Genomic DNA, 16,075 nt, shown 5'->3' with positions numbered 1-16,075 from the left:
GTACGATCACTGCACACTTGAATTTCTGTAGGAGCTTTCCATGATGCGTCGTCTGATTATCGTCGCTACTGCCGCTGCCCTGATGGCAGGTTGTGCTGGCCAGAACCCTTATGACAACCAAGGCCAGGGTTCTGGCGGCATGAGCAAGACTGCCAAGTACGGCGGCCTGGGTGCTCTGGCCGGTGCTGTAGCCGGCGCTGCGATCGACCACAACAACCGCGGCAAGGGCGCGCTGATCGGCGCGGCTGCGGTAGGTGCTGCCGCTGCCGGTTACGGTTACTACGCCGACAAGCAGGAAGCTGCACTGCGCGAGAGCATGGCCAACACCGGCGTTGAAGTGCAGCGTGAAGGTGACCAGATCAAGCTGATCATGCCAGGCAACATCACCTTTGCCACCGACTCGGCGAACATCTCGCCAAGCTTCTACACCCCGCTGAACAACCTTGCCGGCTCGTTCAAGCAGTTCAACCAAAACACCATTGAAGTGGTCGGGTTCACCGACAGCACCGGTAGCCGCCAGCACAACATGGACTTGTCGCAGCGTCGCGCGCAGGCGGTCAGCACTTACCTGACCTCGCAGGGCGTGGATGCTTCGCGGGTGTCGGTACGTGGCCTTGGCCCGGATCAGCCGATTGCGAGCAACGCCGATGCCAACGGGCGTGCGCAGAATCGCCGGGTTGAAGTCAACCTGAAGCCGATTCCTGGGCAGCAGTATCAGCAGTAATCTGCGCCGGGGTTGAGATTGCTGGGGCCGCTGTGCGGCCCTTTCGCGACACAAGGCCGCTCCTACAGGTACCGTGTAGGAGCGGCCTTGTGTCGCGAAAGGGCTGCAAAGCAGCCCCAATACCCACTCAAATATTCCTGCTGGCCTGAATCGCCGTCAGCGCAATGGTATGCACAATGTCGTCCACCTGCGCCCCGCGCGGCAGGTCGTTCACAGGCTTACGCAAACCCTGCAGCATCGGCCCCAGGCTGACCCCGTCAGTGCTGCGCTGCACCGCCTTGTGGGTGGTATTGCCAGTATTCAGGTCAGGGAACACGAACACCGTCGCGCGCCCAGCCACCGGGCTTTGCGGCGCGACTTGGCGGGCGATCTCCGGGTTGGCGGCCGCGTCATACTGCAACGGCCCATCGATGACCAGGCGTTGTTCGGCCTGCTGCGCCAGACGCGTTGCCTCACGCACCTTGTCGACTTCCTCGTCACTGGCCGAATCACTCGAATAGCTGATCATCGCCACCCGCGGCGCAATGCCGAAGGCCTCGGCTGACTGCGCGCTCTGCTGGGCGATCTCGGCCAGCTCGGCGGCGCTTGGGTGCGGGTTCATCACGCAGTCGCCATACACCAGTACCTGCTCCGGAAACAGCATGAAGAACACCGACGACACCAGGCTGCTGCCGGGCGCGGTCTTGATCAGCTGCAGGGCCGGACGAATGGTGTTGGCGGTCGAATGCACCAAGCCAGAGACCAAACCGTCGACTTCATCCAGCGCCAGCATCATGGTGCCGATCACCACCGGATCTTCCAGCTGCTGTTCGGCCATCGGTGCATTGAGGTTCTTGCTCTTGCGCAAGTCGACCATCGGCTCGACGTAACGCCCACGGATCAAATCAGGGTCGAGAATTTCCAGATCCGGCGGCAGGGTAATGCCCTGCGCGCGTGCCACCGCCTGTACTTCTTCGGGCTTGGCCAGCAGCACGCAGCGGGCAATCCCACGCGCCTGGCAAATCGCGGCCGCTTGTACCAGCAGCGGTTCGGCGCCCTCGGGCAGGACGATGCGCTTGTTGGCCTGCTGGGCGCGCTGGATCAGCTGATAGCGGAACACCGCCGGCGACAGGCGCAGTTCACGCGGCGTGCCGCAGCGCTGGTGCAGCCAGGCGGCATCGATCTGGCCGGCGACAAAGTCGGTGATGAATTCGGCGCGCTCGCGGTCGTCGACCGGGATCTCGCGGTTGAGCGAGTTGAGCCGGTTGGCGGTGTCGTAGGAGCCGGTGCTCACCGACAGGATCGGCAGGCCGGCCTGCAGTGCGCCGCGGCACAGTTCGAGAATGCGCGGGTCAGGCTTGCTGTCGCTGGTCAGCAACAGGCCCGCCAGCGGCACGCCGTTGATTGCCGCCAGACTTACGGCAAGGATGATGTCGTCGCGATCGCCAGGGGTCACCACCAGCGTGCCGGGCTTGAGCAGCGGTACTGTGTTGGCCACGGTTCGGGCGCAGATGATGATGGTGTTCATCCGCCGTTGCTCGTAGTCACCTGCGTTCACTACCTGAGCGCCGAGCAGATCGGCCACATCGCGGGTGCGTGGCGCGTTCAGCTCGGGTTGGTAGGGGATGCAGCCGAGCAGGCGGAAGTCATTGCCGCGCAGCAGCGGCGAATGCTCACGCAGGCGGCTGGCGAACTCGCTCATGCTCTCTTCGGTGCGGACCTTGTTGAGGATCACCCCGAGTACCTTCGGATCACGCGGGCCGCCAAACAACTGCGCCTGCAGCTCGACACGGCCGGACAGTTCGCTGAGCACTTCGTTTTCCGGCGCCGACACCAGAATCACCTCGGCATCCAGGCTTTTCGCCAGATGCAGGTTGACCCGCGCGGCGTAGCTGGCATGCCGGGTCGGCACCATGCCTTCGACCACCACCACGTCCTTGCCGACGCAGGCCTGTTGGTACAGGCGAATGATTTCTTCGAGCAGTTCGTCGAGCTGGCCGTCGCCGAGCATGCGCTCGACCTGGCCCAGGCTCAGCGGCGTCGGCGGCTTCAGGCCGTGGGTGCGCGCCATCAGCTCGGTCGAGCGCTCCGGGCCGGTGTCACCCGGATGGGGCTGGGCAATGGGCTTGAAGAAGCCGACCTTGAGACCGCCGCGCTCGAGCGCGCGGACCAGGCCGAGGCTGATGGAGGTCAGGCCGACACCGAAGTCGGTCGGTGCGATGAAAAATGTCTGCATGCGTGCTTCTCGAAATAAGCGGTGCAAAGAACCAATCGCCAAGGGTATCGCTAATCGGCACCTTGTGCGCACCATCCACACGCGAATGTCTGGCCGATGCGCTGTTCGCGCTCGGCGGCCTCGAGCACCCACGGGCGTGCTTGCCAGGGCGGTTGATGGCGCAGATGCTGGGTATGCCCGCACGTCAGCTCGACCACCCAGTGGCCCTGTTCATCCTGATGAAAACCGCTGACCCGACTGACGGGGCGGGCATCGCCTGCAGTGCGTTCGCAATCGGGCGATGCGTTGGTTACACTTGTCCGCTCTACATTCTTTTGCAAAAGGTCTCGCCCCCATGCCGATCGCCGCCAACAAGGCCGTCTCCATCGACTATACCCTGACCAACGACGCCGGGGAGGTGATTGACAGCTCCTCTGGCGGCGCGCCGCTGGTTTACCTGCACGGTTCCGGCAACATCATCCCAGGCCTGGAAAAAGCCCTGGAAGGTAAAGATGTCGGCGAAGAACTGAACGTTACCATCGAGCCGGAAGACGCCTACGGCGAATACCTGGCCGAGCTGGTCAGCACCCTCAACCGCAGCATGTTCGAAGGTGTCGACGTGCTCGAAGTCGGCATGCAGTTCCACGCTTCGGCGCCGGACGGCCAGATGCAGATCGTTACCATCCGTGACCTGGACGGCGACGACGTAACTGTCGATGGCAACCACCCACTGGCCGGTCAGCGCCTGACCTTCCAGGTCAAGGTCGTTGCGGTCCGTGATGCCAGCGAAGAAGAAGTTGCCCATGGCCACGTCCATGGCGAAGGCGGCCATCAGCACTGATATCTGCGCTAAGCTCAGACAGTCGCCAGGCGCTCGGGCAAGCCGTACTTGCCCTCCATGGGAGGGTTGACGGTTGGCCCGCGCGCCTTTTTAGTGGGCGCCGTTTGCTCCAGCGACAATCAGAACGTAGGAAGGGGGAGTCATCATGAGTGCATTTCACGAGCTGACGTTGCATGCGTTGGATGGCGAGGATCTACCCCTTGCGCCGTTCAAGGGCCAGGTGGTGCTGGTGGTCAATGTGGCCTCCAAGTGTGGCCTGACCCCGCAGTACGCCTCGCTTGAATCGTTGCACCAGCTGTACAAGGCCAAGGGTTTCAGCGTGCTTGGCTTGCCATGCAACCAGTTCGCCGGCCAGGAGCCGGGCAGCGAGCGTGAAATTCAGGAATTCTGCAGCCTCAACTATGGGGTGAGTTTTCCGCTGAGCAGCAAGCTTGAAGTCAATGGTCCTCAGCGCCACTCGTTGTATCGGCTGCTGGCGGGCGAGGGTGCCGAGTATCCGGGCGATATCAGCTGGAATTTCGAAAAGTTTCTGGTGGGCAAGGACGGCCGCGTGCTGGCTCGCTTCGCCCCGCGCACTACACCTGATGACCCTGCACTGGTGCAGGCGATCGAAAAAGCCTTGGCTTAACGGTGCTGTTGCGAGCGGCCGGGGCTGGCTAACCGGCCCATCGCGGGCAACGGCAGCGGCGCTCTGGCGCTGGTTGCGTCGCAGGCCTGCTGCCAGGCATCGCACAAATACCCTTCGAACTGCTCGACGATGGCTGGCCAACCTTGGCGGCTGGCATGCTGCCGCGCATTCAGGCGAACCCGGCGCAGGGTTTCGCTTTCCTCAAGTAACCAGCACGCTGCATCGATGAACCCGATCTGATCCCCGGGCATAGCCACGGCCCCGCTGTGCCCGTGACGCACGTGCTGAGCCGCTGCGGCTTGGTCATAAGCGACCACGGCCAGGCCTGAGGCCATGGCCTCGAGGACGACGTTGCCAAACGTCTCGGTCAAACTTGGGAACAGGAACACATCGCCGCTGGCGTAGTGCTCGGCAAGGTGTTGGCCACGCTGCGCGCCGCAGAACACCGCGTCTGGCAGTTGCTGCTCGAGGCTGGCCCGCTGTGGGCCGTCGCCGACCATGATCAGGCGCAGGCGCTGTTGTGGATAACGCTGCTGGAGGGCTTGCAGGCAAGGCTTGAGCAGGTTCAGGTTTTTTTCCGCAGCCAGCCGGCCGACATACATTATCGCCAGGTCTTGCTCGGCCAAGCCCCATGCTTCACGCAGCATCTGGCTGCGGCGGGCGGGATTGAACAGGCAGGCATCGACTCCGCGTGCGAGCATGGCCAGTTGGGTAAAACCGCGTCGTTCGAGGTCCACCCGTTGGCTGATGCTTGGTACCAGCGTCACCGCGCTGCGCCGGTGGAACCAGCGCAGGTAGTGGGTCAGCAGCCGGGCCAGCAGGCCAAGCCCGTACTGGCCTGCATACTGCGGAAAATTGGTGTGAAAGCCGCTGACCACGGCAATCTTCAAACGGCGTGCGGCGCGCAGCGCACTCAGCCCCAACGGGCCCTCGGTGGCGATATAGATCACATCTGGCCGCTGCCTGCGCCAGCGCCGCAGCAGCTTGTGCAGGGAAATGCCGCCCCATTGCAGGTCGGGGTAACCTGGCAGCGGCCAGCCTTTGCACAGTAGCAGGTCAGCGTCGTCAAGGCGCAGTGGATCGTGGGCCTGGCGCGGGCGCACCAGCTCAACGCTGTGGCCGCGCTCGCGCAGACCGTCACTCAACCGGCCGAGGGTATTGGCCACGCCATTGACTTCAGGGGCAAATGTCTCGCTGACGAAGGTGATGCGCAGGCTTGGAGTGTTCATGACAGAAGTTTCCGCCTGCCCGATTGCGTTCCCATGACCACTTTATGACCGGCAAGTGACGTCTGGTTGCGGAATGCCTAGTGCGCGGAATATTTCCCAGCAGGCCGCTCAAGAACGTTCATATATCTGCCGATGCAGATGGATTCGGATGGCCGGTGCGCTCCAGGAGTGCGGTAATGTTCAACAGCAAGCTCAAAAAAGAAAACCAGCGACTGCGCGAGGACTTGATGTCCATGGAGCAGGTCAAGGACAGCCTCGACAGCGAAATGCTGGTGCTGCAGCTGGACCCGCAGGGGCGCATCGAAACGGTCAACGCCAACTTTGAGCGTGAAATGTTCTATCGCGCTGACCAGTTGCTCGGCCGTAGCCTTGAAGAGATCGTTCCGGCGCACGTCAAGAAACTCGATTTCTATGAGCGCATGAAAGCCGCCATCAGCACCGGCGCCCACCTCAATGGCGCTTTCCGCCTACTGCGTGGCAATGGCGAAGAGGCGTGGCTGCGCTCGATACTGCAGCCGGTGCGGGATTTCCAGGGCCGCATCAAGTACTTCACGCTGCACTCCAGCGACCTGACCCGGACCATTGCCAGTTCGCGTGAGCACGAGAGCCTGATCAATGCACTGATGCGCTCCACGGCTGTCATCGAATTCAGCCTCGATGGCCATGTACTGACCGCCAACGAGCGCTTCCTGCAGACCATGGGTTATCGCCTGGAGCAGGTCAAAGGCAAGCATCACCGTCAGTTCTGCGAGCCTGAAGAAGCCAACTCAGCCGGTTACCAGGTGTTCTGGGACAAGCTGCGCCGTGGCGAGTTTGTCGCTGACCGGTTCAAACGGGTTGATGCCAATGGCCGCGTGGTGTGGCTGGAAGCGTCCTACAACCCAATCATCGACGCCCACGACGTGCTCTACAAAGTGGTCAAGTTCGCCACAGTGATTACCGACCAGGTCAACCAGGAGCAGGCTGTCGCCCAGGCTGCCGATATCGCCTACAGCACCTCGCTTGGTACCGATGCCAGCGCCTGCAAGGCCAATGATGTGGTGACTCAGACCGTCAGCGTGATGCGCGGCCTGGAAGCCTCGATGCAGCAGGCTGCAGAAGGTATTCAGGCGCTGGATACCCAGTCACGGGTGATTGGCTCGATTATCAAGACCATCAGCGATATTGCCGGGCAGACCAACCTGCTGGCGCTCAATGCCGCCATCGAAGCGGCCCGCGCCGGTGAGCAGGGCAGGGGCTTTGCTGTGGTCGCCGATGAAGTACGCCAGTTGGCCTCGCGCACCAGCACCGCCACCGAAGAGATCGCCCGGGTCGTGCAGCAGAACGAGCAGTTGGCGTTAGCCGCGGTGGCTATCATCGACACCAGCAAGCGTCAGGCCGAGCAGGGCCTGAGCCTGGCCGGCGAGACTGGCGCGGTGATCACCGAGATTCAGGATGGCGCCAAGCGCGTGGTCGAAGTGGTGGGGCAGTTCTCCAGCCAATTGGGCTCTTGAGCCTGGCTCTGGGGCCGTGCACCGGCCCCAGAGCCAATCAGCTGCGTTCGCGCACCCAGAACAACGTCGCCCCGGCCACCGCTGCCGGCATCATCACGATGTTGACGAACGGGATCATCAGCGCCAGGTAGGTGATGCCGCCAAAGCCCATGCTCTGCCAGCGCTTCTGGCGCAGCCAGGCGAGCATGTCCTGCCAGCTCATCTTGTTGTTGTCGGCCGGATAGTCGATGTACTGGATGGCCATCATCCACACGCCGAAAATCAGCCACAGTGGTGCGGCAATGACGTTTACCACCGGGATGAACGAGAGAATGAACAGCGCCAGTGCGCGCGGCAAGAAGTAGCCCAGCTTGCGCATTTCGCGGCTCAAGGTGCGCGGCACCATGGCGATCAGCTCGCCCCAGCTGAACGGCGGGAAGGTGTCCTGGCCGCGCACCACCACTTCGACCTTTTCTGCCAGAAAGCCGTTGAAGGGCGCCGCGACAATGTTGGCCACCAGGGTGAAGGTGAAGAACACCATCAGCACCACCAGCGCCACGAACAGCGGCCAGATGATGTAGGTGAGAAAGCTCAGCCACTCCGGCAGAGTTGGCATCAGCGTGTCGACCCACAGGCTGAACTGATGCGCGGCCAGGTACACCAGGCCACCGAACAGCAGCAGGTTGATCGCCAGCGGCAGCAGCACGAACAAGCGCAGGCCAGGGGTCAGGATCAGCTTGAGGCCTTCACGCAGGTATTGCGGGCCGGATAGAACAGGGGCTTGCATGGAGACGCTCCGCAGAAGGTAAACGCGCTGACCTTACCGAGTTTGCTGGCGTGACGGAAGCCGGCCGAGCAGCGCGCAACCGGCTGTAACAAAACCTCGCGGGACCTCTCTATCGATTTTGCTGGTGGATAGAGCGTGTCTATAAGGTGGATTGTCTGAGGATATTTCCTTAATCTCTGCGACCTCGCTACAGTGCGTTCAACTTTTAGAGGTTTCGGACTTGCGCGTTTTAGCCTTCCCCAAGTGCTGCGTGGGTCCATTTTTATTTCCAGCCGCCGCCGGCGCTTTGCAGCCGACCCCGTGCGGCCCGCTCGACAGGAGTTCGACATGTCTGAAGTACGTCATTCGCGGGTGATCATTCTCGGTTCCGGCCCTGCCGGCTACAGCGCTGCGGTCTACGCTGCGCGTGCCAACCTCAAGCCCCTGTTGATTACCGGCATGCAGGCCGGTGGCCAGCTGACCACCACCACCGAAGTCGACAACTGGCCGGGCGACCCCCATGGCCTGACCGGCCCAGCGCTGATGCAGCGTATGCAAGAGCACGCCGAGCGCTTCGAGACCGAGATCGTCTTCGACCACATCAACGCGGTTGACCTGGCCAACAAGCCGTTCACCCTGCAAGGCGACAGCGGCACCTACACCTGCGACGCGCTGATCGTCGCCACCGGTGCCAGTGCGCGTTACCTGGGCCTGCCGTCGGAAGAAGCGTTCATGGGCAAGGGCGTGTCTGCCTGCGCAACCTGCGACGGTTTCTTCTACCGCAACAAGCCGGTAGCGGTCGTCGGCGGCGGCAACACTGCCGTTGAAGAGGCGCTGTACCTGGCCAACATCGCCAGCAAGGTGACCCTGGTGCACCGTCGCGAAACCTTCCGCGCCGAGAAGATCCTGGTCGACAAGCTCAACGCGCGGGTTGCCGAAGGCAAGATTGAGCTCAAGCTCAACGCCACCCTCGACGAAGTGCTGGGCGACAACATGGGCGTGACCGGTGCGCGCCTGAAAAACAACGACGGCAGCAGCGACCAAATCACTGTTGACGGCGTGTTCATCGCGATCGGCCACACCCCGAACACATCGCTGTTCGAAGGCCAGCTGACCTTGAAGGACGGCTACCTGGTAGTCAGCGGCAGCCGCGAAGGCAACGCCACTGCAACCAACGTCGAAGGCGTGTTCGCAGCCGGCGACGTGGCCGACCACGTCTACCGTCAGGCGATCACCTCGGCAGGTGCTGGCTGCATGGCTGCACTGGACGTCGAGCGGTACCTGGACGGCTTGGCCAACGCTTCGTTCTAAGCCGCCAGCGTCAAAACGCGGGGCAATGGGCACGGTTCGCAACCAGCGCCCATTGCCCCGCGTTGCGTTTACAGGCTCAAGCGCATCGACAGGTCGACCGCTTTGACGTCCTTGGTCATTGCGCCGATCGAGATGTAGTCGACCCCGGTCTCGGCGATCACCCGCAGGGTGCTTTCATTGACACCGCCGCTGGCCTCGAGCTTGGCCTTGCCGGCATTGATCCGCACCGCTTCGCGCATTTCATCCAGGCTCAGCTCGTCGAGCATGACGATATCGGCTCCGGCCGCCAGCGCCTGGCGCAGTTCATCCAGACTCTCCACTTCGATCTCGACCGGCTTGCCTGGCGCGATGCGGTGCGCCGCAGCTACTGCTTCGGCAACGCCACCGCTGGCGGCGATGTGGTTTTCCTTGATCAGGAACGCGTCATACAGGCCGATGCGGTGGTTGTGGCATCCGCCACAGGTCACCGCGTACTTCTGCGCCAGGCGCAGGCCGGGTAGGGTCTTGCGGGTATCGAGCAAGCGCACCTGGGTGCCTTCGACCAGGTCCGCGAGGAACCGCGCCCGGGTGGCCACGCCTGACAGCAGCTGGAGGAAGTTAAGCGCTGAACGTTCGCCGGTCAGCAGCGAGCGGGCTGGGCCTTCGAGGTGAAACAGCGGCTGGTTGGCCTTGGCCAGGTCGCCATCGACCACTTGCCAATGCACCGCGACCCGCGGATCGAGCTGGCGAAACACCGCATCGACCCAGGCACTGCCGGCCACCACGCAGTCTTCGCGGGTGATGATGGTGGCCTTGGCCAGGCGCTCGGCCGGGATCAGTTGTGCGGTGATATCGCCATTGCCGACGTCCTCGAGCAACGCGCGGCGCACGTTGGCTTCGATTTCGGCAGTCAGGTCGGCGAGGCGTAGGTTCGGCATGGTCGGCTCCACAAGCTAGATGCCGGCGATTATAGGGCAGGGGGGCGGTGTGTACAGTCATGCCGCTGATGACCTTTGGTCAGAACAGGGGAGCATTTCGTCTGATTAGTGGTCTTTTCACCGGGGCATGCACTACGTGGTGGCAGCTGTAAGACTTTTTGTCGATAATAGCGTCCAGTATTTGGCGTCATGGCTTTGACGATTTCCTGCAAGGAGTTAGGGATGCATACAGAAGGCAAGGTGGTGCCCTTGGTGGCGGCCGCCGACAGAGGTGCGCGCGTGCCCTCGCTGAGCCTTCCGATCGTGCTCCTGCAGGTACGGGACAAGGCTGTTCTGCAATTGCGCCAAGGCCTGCAGGCCCTGTTCGACAATGCTGACGACAGGCTGTTCGAGATGGCGGACCGGACCGGTGAGCGGGTCGATCAGAACCTCTACTTCGAAGCGATGCGCGACCTGCGGCTGAAGCGCAAGAGTATCGAGCGGGAGTTTCTCGATGCGTTCTATGACGCCTTCGCCCGTATCGGCCAGGCCGAGCGCGTACCTTATCTGGCGATTACCGAATCGCTGCGCAACGCTGCTCAACCGGAGCGGGCGGCGGCCATCGAGGGCATGCTGGCGCGGGTGTTGTCGCGTGATGGCTTTGCCCTTGATCAGCTCGGCTTGCGCTTCCAGGCGCTGCTGGAGATGCCCCTTGAACTGCGCCGCAATCCGTTGGGCCCGGAGTGCCTGTGTGGGTTCTTTCTGGATGCCGGGCGCAGCCTGGGGGTTGGCCCGCAGGTCAAGCTGATCCTGCTCAAGCTGTTCGAACGCTATGTGCTGCGTGATCTTGATCTATTGTACGGCGAAGCCAATCAACTGCTCGCTGCAGCCGGCATCCTGCCCGAACTGATGCCCGCGCCGCGGCGCCGCGCCGAAGACCGGCCGCTGACCCACCTGCACAGCGCTGACTGTCACGCCCAGGCCGATCCGGCCGACGGCGACAGTACTGGCCAGGACTTCTTCGCCAGCCTGCAACCGCTGCTGGCGCCTGCTCGCGGGCGTTTCGCGCCGCGCCTGCAGAGCGTGGCAACCGCCGAGCCAATCAATACCGCCGATCTGCTGCGGCTACTGTCGCATTTGCAGCACTACGTGCCCGGCGTGGCTGATGCCGACGACTTCAACCTGAGCCAGCAGCTGGAACAGTTGCTGCTGCGGGTCGGCGTACGCAGCGGCAACCGCCGGCGGATCGGCAACTACGACGAAGATGTGATCAACCTGGTCGGCTTGCTCTTCGACTTTATCCAGACTGACGACAACCTGCCGAGCAACCTGCGCGAACTGCTCGCGCGTCTGCATATTCCGCTGCTGAAAGTGGCCTTGCTCGACAGGGGCCTGTTCAGCCGCGCCAACCACCCGGCGCGGCGCTTGCTCGACGAGATCGCCGCCGCAGCGCTGGGCTGGGAGGCTGACGAACAGGTGCCGCGTGGCGGGCCGCAGCAGCGAGTCGAGCGCATCGTCCAGCGTTTGCTTAACGATTACGCTGAAGATCCGCAGTTGTTCGCCGAGCTGCTCGAGGATTTTCTCGCCTTCAATCAGGATGAGCGCCGCCGCAACGAACTGCTCGAGCAGCGCACCCGCGATGCCGAGGAGGGTCGGGCGCGCACCGTGCAGGCGCGACAGCGCGTGCAGCAGGAACTGAACCTGCGCCTGCACGGGCGGATGCTGCCGCAGACGCTGGTGCAGATGCTGGTGCAGTCCTGGAGCCAGGTGCTGTTGCTGGCATGGCTCAAGCATGGCGAAGCCTCACCGGCCTGGCGCCAGGGCCTGGCGACCATGGATAGCTTGCTTGCCAGCATCAGTGCGCACCGCAGTGCCGAGGCTTGTGCGCAGTTGCTCGAACAAGTGCCGGGGCTGCTCAAGGCGTTGCGTGATGGGTTGGCCAGTGTCGCCCAGGACTCGACCGCGGCTCGGGAGTTCTTCGCCGAGCTTGAGCAGTTGCACCTGCGGGCGTGTGGTGGTGTGAGCCAACTTGATCAAGGGGCGCTGATCAGTGAGGTGTTGGTGGCTGATGAGATTGTCCTCGCCGTCGCTGACGAGACTACCTGTGATGCGCCTTTTGACGACAGCAGCGAATATGCTCGGCAAGTTCGCCAGTTGCGTGTTGGTAGCTGGTTGGAAGTGCTTGAAGAAGCCGGCCCGCTGCGCTGCAAGCTGGTGGTCAGGATCGATAGCTGCGACCGGTTGGTGTTTACCAGTCGGACCGGGATCAAGGTGCGTGAATGGAGTCGCGGTGGGTTGGCTTTGGCGCTGGCCAATGGGGAGGTGCGGGTGCTTGATGATGGGCCTCTGTTTGAACGTGCGCTTGATGCGGCGTTGCAGCAGTTGCGTGGGTCGCTTACGCACAGTCATTGAGCAAGGCCGCACAGCGGCCCTGGCTATCTTGAGTGCCGGTTTTCATGGCTGGCTCATTCATCGGATAAAGCCCCGGATGCGCAAGACGAAGCAAATTGGCTAGATAACCGAATCACCCTGCCGGACCACTAGGGCATACTGAACGCCCCTGGTTGATGATATTCAGGATCTGCCCGATGCAACTGGACCCTGCGACCGGCTGGTTTGCCGGCGTCACTCACTGCCCTTCGCCAAACTTCAACGAGCGCCCTGCGGGCGAGGCAATCTCGTTGCTGGTGATCCACAACATCAGCTTGCCGCCGGCGTGCTTCGGCACCGGCAAGGTGCAGCAGTTCTTCCAAAATCAGCTCGACCCGGCCGAGCATCCTTACTTTCAAGACATTTGCCATCTGACCGTTTCCGCTCACCTTTTCGTCGAGCGTGACGGTGGCGTTACCCAGTTCGTTTCGTTGCTTGACCGTGCCTGGCATGCTGGCGTGTCGCGCTTCGATGGGCGGGAAGGCTGCAATGACTTTTCCATCGGCATCGAACTGGAAGGCACCGACGAAATGCCTTACAGCGATGCTCAGTACGCGACCCTGGCGCGCCTTACGCAACAGATATGTGCGGCCTGGCCAGCGATCGATGTGCAGCGCATTCGCGGGCATGACGAGATCGCCCCGGGGCGCAAGACCGACCCCGGCGCCGCATTTGACTGGCCGCGTTATCGCGCCGACTTGCTGAACAATGAGGTACAACCATGAGTTTTCTGGTGTTGGTGCTGGTGCTGTGGGTGGAGAAGTTTTCGGCTCTGCGTCAGCGGTTGCAACGTGATGGCTTTTTTCTAGGCGAGTTGGCCCGGCTTGAGCGCCGTGGCAACGTACAGCCCTGGTGGCAACTGGCGGTTCTGGTCTTGGCGCCGGTCGCGCTGCTTGTTTTGCTGCTGCATGTGCTCGAGCCGGTGGCGTACGGACTGCTGGCACTGCCGGTGCACTTGCTGGTGTTGATCTACAGCCTTGGTCGCGGTGATGCCAAGGCGGCGTTGGGGCCATTGCGTGATGCCTGGCACAGGGGGGATGAGCAGGCGGCGCTGCATGTCGCTGAGCGTGATCTGGGCATGCAGGCCGATGATGCGCCGAGTTTGCTGGTGAAGGTGCAGGGGTATCTGTTGTGGCACGCCTACCAGAGTTTCTTTGCGGTGATCTTCTGGTACTTCCTGCTCGGGCCTGGCGCGGCATTGGCCTATCGGCTGCTGGTGCTGTGCAGCGAGTACAGCGGACAGCCCGCGCTTAAAGCCAGGGCCGAGCAGCTGCGGCATATCATGGATTGGCTGCCAGTGCGGGTGCTGACCCTGAGCTTTGCCCTGGTCGGCAACTTTGTCGCGGTGATGCGGATAATGCTGCACGAGTTGCTCAATTGGCGTATCAGCGCTGCGCTGTTGGTAACCCGAGTTGGGCGGGCCGCTGACGACATCCCCGAACAGGAAGACAGCCAGTTGGGCCTGGCCCGTCTGGACAGCTTGTGGGAGTTGCTGTTGCGCTCGGCAGTGCTGTGGTATGCGGCCTTTGCTCTGTGGACGGTGTTGCTGTAGAGGAGGGGCTACCAGCCAAACAGCTCGCAGGCTGTGCGGCTGGACGCGGCCGCCAGCTGCTCCGGCGCGACGCCCATCAACTCGGCCAGCACCTGAGCGATCTGCGGTAAGTGCTCGGGGCTGTTACGCAGGCCTGGGTACATTGCCGGCGCCATGTCCGGCGCGTCGGTCTCCAGTACCACGCTTTCCAGCGGTAAGCGTGCCACGGTCTTGCGCAGGCGTAGCGCTTGCGGCCAGGTCGCCGCGCCGCCCAAGCCCAGCTTGAAGCCGAGCTTGATGTATTCGCGGGCCTCTTCGAAGCTGCCGGCAAAGGCGTGGATGATGCCAGCCCGTTGCAAGCGATAACGCTTGAGCGTGGCGATCACCTGGGCATGGCTGCGGCGTACGTGCAGAAGCGCCGGTAGGTCGAAGTCGCAGGCGATCTGCAATTGCGCTTCAAACAAAGCCTGTTGTTCGGCAGGGTCGAGCTCCGGCAGGTAGTAGTCCAGGCCGATCTCGCCCACCGCACATAGGCGCGGGTCGCCGCGCAGGCGCTCGAACCAGTTGCGCAGTTCCAGCAGATGTTCAAGCCGATGCTGGGCCAGAAACACCGGATGCAGACCGAGCGCGGCATACACGCGCGAGTCGCTACAGGCCAGTTGCCAGACCCGCTGCAGGTTATCTGCCGTCACCCCCAGTACCACCACCCGTTCCACGCCGCTCGCTGCGGCATTACCCAAAACATGCTCGCGGTCGGCGTCGAACTCTGGGAAGTCCAGATGGCTGTGGGTATCGATCAGGCGCATGGTCAGGTCGGCTGAATACGTTGCTTGAAGGTTCGCGGTACCGCGTGCACACCCGGTTGGTAGCGCTTCTGTTCGATGGCTGCAAGGGCCAGCTCCAGCGCGGTGGCGGCGATCAGCCCGTGCTGCTGGGCCATGGCATTGACTGGCAGCGGCAGGAAATCGAGCAATTGGTTGTCACCGAAGGTGCCCAACTGCAGCTGGCGTGATTCGGCCGGGCGGGCCTGTAGGGCGTCGAACACCCCTTGCAGCAGTACATAGGAGGTGGTCACCAGCGCATCCGGCAAGCCGCCATGCTCGGCAATCAATTGCTCCATCAAGCGCTGGCCGCACTCGCGGCTGAACGCTTCGCCCTCGTAGCGGCGGATCTCCCCGGCAAACTGCTGCAGAGCTTGATCGAAGCCGCCGGCACGGGCCTGGCTGACCGACAGTTCTGGGCGTGCACCGATCAGGGCAATGCTGCGCGGGGCGGTTGCCAGCAGGCTGCGGGCGAGTTGCTGGCTGGCATCGCGATCATCGCTGATGACCGAGCAGAAGTGCGTAGGGTCAAGGCCACGGTCGATGGCAATTACCGGCAGGCCTTTATCTTGCAGGGCGCGGTAGCTGTCATCTTCGCTGGGCAGGCAACTGGCGACGAACAGTGCATCGCAGCGCCGGGCCCGGAACAGCTGCTGCAGTTGCCGCTCGATGTCCGGCTGGTCGTCGCTGCTGGCGATCAGCAGTTGGTAGCCACGTGCGCGGGCCGCCTGTTCGAGTTGCTTGGCAATGCGTGCATAGCTGGGGTTCTCCAGATCCGGGAGAATGAAGCCCAACGTGCGCGTGTGCCGGCTGCGCAGGCCCGCCGCCTGAGGGTTTGGCGTAAAGCCATGGGCGTCGACAACCGCCTGCACACGCTCGACGGTGGCGCTGCTGATGCGCTGCTGTTCGGCCTTGCCGTTGATGACATAGCTGGCGGTGGTGACTGACACACCTGCCAGACGGGCGATATCACTGAGTTTCACCGAATTTTCCTTGTTATTTCCGGGACTGGCTGTGGCACCTGATTGGGTAGTTTGACCCAGCCTCAAGCCTGCGCGCCGGCGACCATTGTGGCAATTGTCCGACGGGATGGGGCTTTTTCGTCGCAAGATTATCGAGTAACGTGGCCGCCTGGTCAGATTAAACGTTTCAGCCGACAATTATCAGCGGGCACTGCCGCCTGCGTCGGCTGTTGAGCTGGTTGTTTTGCTGAATTTCACAACAATACCTCA

General features: G+C 62.6%; 14 protein-coding genes and 2 pseudogenes. 9 read left to right on the top strand and 7 right to left on the bottom strand.

Annotation, left to right across the window (positions count from 1 at the left end):
- The first annotated feature begins 40 nt into the window (after positions 1–40).
- Positions 41–724 carry a YiaD family glycine zipper/OmpA-like lipoprotein gene (locus HU736_RS13375; RefSeq protein ID WP_178080745.1) on the top strand — a complete coding sequence of 228 codons (684 nt, stop codon included), beginning with the start codon at positions 41–43 and terminating at the stop codon, positions 722–724.
- Positions 725–851: 127 nt separating this feature from the next.
- On the opposite strand, the gene pta is transcribed toward HU736_RS13375, so the two are convergent.
- Both pta and HU736_RS13365 read right to left on the bottom strand, forming a co-directional pair.
- On the bottom strand, positions 852–2,939 hold the full coding sequence (gene pta, locus HU736_RS13370) for a phosphate acetyltransferase (RefSeq protein ID WP_186701464.1): 2,088 nt from the start codon (positions 2,937–2,939) through the stop codon (positions 852–854).
- A gap of 50 nt (positions 2,940–2,989) precedes the next feature.
- Positions 2,990–3,305 (bottom strand): annotated as a pseudogene (locus tag HU736_RS13365) (DUF3565 domain-containing protein).
- Between HU736_RS13365 and HU736_RS13360 the strand changes: the two are divergent.
- Together HU736_RS13360 and HU736_RS13355 are read left to right on the top strand one after the other, a co-directional pair.
- Positions 3,274–3,759, top strand: a complete 486-nt coding sequence (locus tag HU736_RS13360) for an FKBP-type peptidyl-prolyl cis-trans isomerase (RefSeq protein WP_101316570.1) — start codon at positions 3,274–3,276, stop codon at positions 3,757–3,759. The pseudogene HU736_RS13365 and the gene HU736_RS13360 overlap by 32 nt on opposite strands.
- 145 nt (positions 3,760–3,904) lie before the next feature.
- Positions 3,905–4,387: a glutathione peroxidase gene (locus HU736_RS13355; RefSeq protein ID WP_103436067.1), complete on the top strand. Its 483-nt coding sequence runs from the start codon at positions 3,905–3,907 to the stop codon at positions 4,385–4,387.
- Here the strand turns inward: HU736_RS13355 and HU736_RS13350 are convergent.
- Positions 4,384–5,616, bottom strand: coding sequence for a glycosyltransferase family 4 protein (locus HU736_RS13350; RefSeq protein ID WP_186701463.1), 1,233 nt, complete (start codon positions 5,614–5,616; stop codon positions 4,384–4,386). The genes HU736_RS13355 and HU736_RS13350 overlap by 4 nt on opposite strands.
- A 176-nt stretch (positions 5,617–5,792) precedes the next feature.
- Here HU736_RS13350 and HU736_RS22220 point away from each other — a divergent pair.
- Together HU736_RS22220 and HU736_RS22215 are read left to right on the top strand one after the other, a co-directional pair.
- Positions 5,793–6,569 (top strand): annotated as a pseudogene (locus HU736_RS22220) (PAS domain-containing protein); the annotation flags it as partial.
- A 108-nt stretch (positions 6,570–6,677) separates the two neighbouring features.
- Complete coding sequence (locus HU736_RS22215) at positions 6,678–7,109, top strand: methyl-accepting chemotaxis protein (protein WP_401184781.1); 432 nt, start codon at positions 6,678–6,680, stop codon at positions 7,107–7,109.
- A gap of 37 nt (positions 7,110–7,146) precedes the next feature.
- On the opposite strand, the gene cysZ is transcribed toward HU736_RS22215, so the two are convergent.
- Positions 7,147–7,875 (bottom strand): sulfate transporter CysZ, encoded by a 729-nt coding sequence (gene cysZ / locus HU736_RS13340; protein WP_101316579.1) that lies wholly within the window; start codon positions 7,873–7,875, stop codon positions 7,147–7,149.
- Between the two features lie 327 nt (positions 7,876–8,202).
- Between cysZ and trxB the strand changes: the two genes are divergently transcribed.
- Positions 8,203–9,165, top strand: a complete 963-nt coding sequence (gene trxB, locus HU736_RS13335; protein WP_103436071.1) for a thioredoxin-disulfide reductase — start codon at positions 8,203–8,205, stop codon at positions 9,163–9,165.
- Positions 9,166–9,233: 68 nt separating this feature from the next.
- On the opposite strand, the gene nadC is transcribed toward trxB, so the two are convergent.
- Positions 9,234–10,082: a carboxylating nicotinate-nucleotide diphosphorylase gene (gene nadC / locus HU736_RS13330; RefSeq protein ID WP_101316583.1), complete on the bottom strand. Its 849-nt coding sequence runs from the start codon at positions 10,080–10,082 to the stop codon at positions 9,234–9,236.
- A gap of 222 nt (positions 10,083–10,304) precedes the next feature.
- On the opposite strand from nadC, the gene HU736_RS13325 reads away from it, so the two are divergent.
- From HU736_RS13325 to ampE, 3 genes are all read left to right on the top strand, one after another.
- Positions 10,305–12,473, top strand: coding sequence for a DUF1631 domain-containing protein (locus HU736_RS13325; protein WP_103436072.1), 2,169 nt, complete (start codon positions 10,305–10,307; stop codon positions 12,471–12,473).
- Positions 12,474–12,649: 176 nt separating this feature from the next.
- Positions 12,650–13,216, top strand: coding sequence for a 1,6-anhydro-N-acetylmuramyl-L-alanine amidase AmpD (gene ampD / locus HU736_RS13320; protein ID WP_103436073.1), 567 nt, complete (start codon positions 12,650–12,652; stop codon positions 13,214–13,216).
- The gene (ampE, locus tag HU736_RS13315) at positions 13,213–14,043 is read left to right on the top strand and encodes a regulatory signaling modulator protein AmpE (RefSeq protein WP_186701461.1); all 831 of its coding nucleotides are present in this window, start codon (positions 13,213–13,215) and stop codon (positions 14,041–14,043) included. Before ampD ends, ampE begins: the two co-directional genes overlap by 4 nt.
- 8 nt (positions 14,044–14,051) lie before the next feature.
- Here the strand turns inward: ampE and HU736_RS13310 are convergent, their stop codons facing one another.
- Together HU736_RS13310 and cra are read right to left on the bottom strand one after the other, a co-directional pair.
- Positions 14,052–14,828: a TatD family hydrolase gene (locus HU736_RS13310; RefSeq protein WP_186701460.1), complete on the bottom strand. Its 777-nt coding sequence runs from the start codon at positions 14,826–14,828 to the stop codon at positions 14,052–14,054.
- Between the two features lie 2 nt (positions 14,829–14,830).
- Positions 14,831–15,826, bottom strand: coding sequence for a catabolite repressor/activator (gene cra, locus HU736_RS13305; protein WP_186701459.1), 996 nt, complete (start codon positions 15,824–15,826; stop codon positions 14,831–14,833).
- Positions 15,827–16,075 lie beyond the last annotated feature (249 nt).

The sequence above is a fragment of the Pseudomonas shirazensis genome, assembly GCF_014268785.2.
In the GTDB taxonomy this organism is placed as follows: Bacteria; Pseudomonadota; Gammaproteobacteria; order Pseudomonadales; family Pseudomonadaceae; genus Aquipseudomonas; species Aquipseudomonas shirazensis.
The sequence above is the reverse complement of the archived record's forward strand: the minus strand, read 5'-3'. Positions and strand labels throughout refer to the sequence as shown.

What these genes read in the sequence shown, in the direction of transcription:
- HU736_RS13375 (WP_178080745.1), top strand. Translation starts at nt 41, where the DNA reads ATGATGCGTCGTCTGATTATCGTCGCTACTGCCGCTGCCCTGATGGCA.
- HU736_RS13350 (WP_186701463.1), bottom strand. Translation starts at nt 5,616, where the DNA reads ATGAACACTCCAAGCCTGCGCATCACCTTCGTCAGCGAGACATTTGCC.
- trxB (WP_103436071.1), top strand. Translation starts at nt 8,203, where the DNA reads ATGTCTGAAGTACGTCATTCGCGGGTGATCATTCTCGGTTCCGGCCCT.
- HU736_RS13310 (WP_186701460.1), bottom strand. Translation starts at nt 14,828, where the DNA reads ATGCGCCTGATCGATACCCACAGCCATCTGGACTTCCCAGAGTTCGAC.
- HU736_RS22215 (WP_401184781.1), top strand. Translation starts at nt 6,678, where the DNA reads ATGCGCGGCCTGGAAGCCTCGATGCAGCAGGCTGCAGAAGGTATTCAG.
- ampD (WP_103436073.1), top strand. Translation starts at nt 12,650, where the DNA reads ATGCAACTGGACCCTGCGACCGGCTGGTTTGCCGGCGTCACTCACTGC.
- ampE (WP_186701461.1), top strand. Translation starts at nt 13,213, where the DNA reads ATGAGTTTTCTGGTGTTGGTGCTGGTGCTGTGGGTGGAGAAGTTTTCG.
- cysZ (WP_101316579.1), bottom strand. Translation starts at nt 7,875, where the DNA reads ATGCAAGCCCCTGTTCTATCCGGCCCGCAATACCTGCGTGAAGGCCTC.
- HU736_RS13360 (WP_101316570.1), top strand. Translation starts at nt 3,274, where the DNA reads ATGCCGATCGCCGCCAACAAGGCCGTCTCCATCGACTATACCCTGACC.
- HU736_RS13355 (WP_103436067.1), top strand. Translation starts at nt 3,905, where the DNA reads ATGAGTGCATTTCACGAGCTGACGTTGCATGCGTTGGATGGCGAGGAT.
- HU736_RS13325 (WP_103436072.1), top strand. Translation starts at nt 10,305, where the DNA reads ATGCATACAGAAGGCAAGGTGGTGCCCTTGGTGGCGGCCGCCGACAGA.
- nadC (WP_101316583.1), bottom strand. Translation starts at nt 10,082, where the DNA reads ATGCCGAACCTACGCCTCGCCGACCTGACTGCCGAAATCGAAGCCAAC.
- pta (WP_186701464.1), bottom strand. Translation starts at nt 2,939, where the DNA reads ATGCAGACATTTTTCATCGCACCGACCGACTTCGGTGTCGGCCTGACC.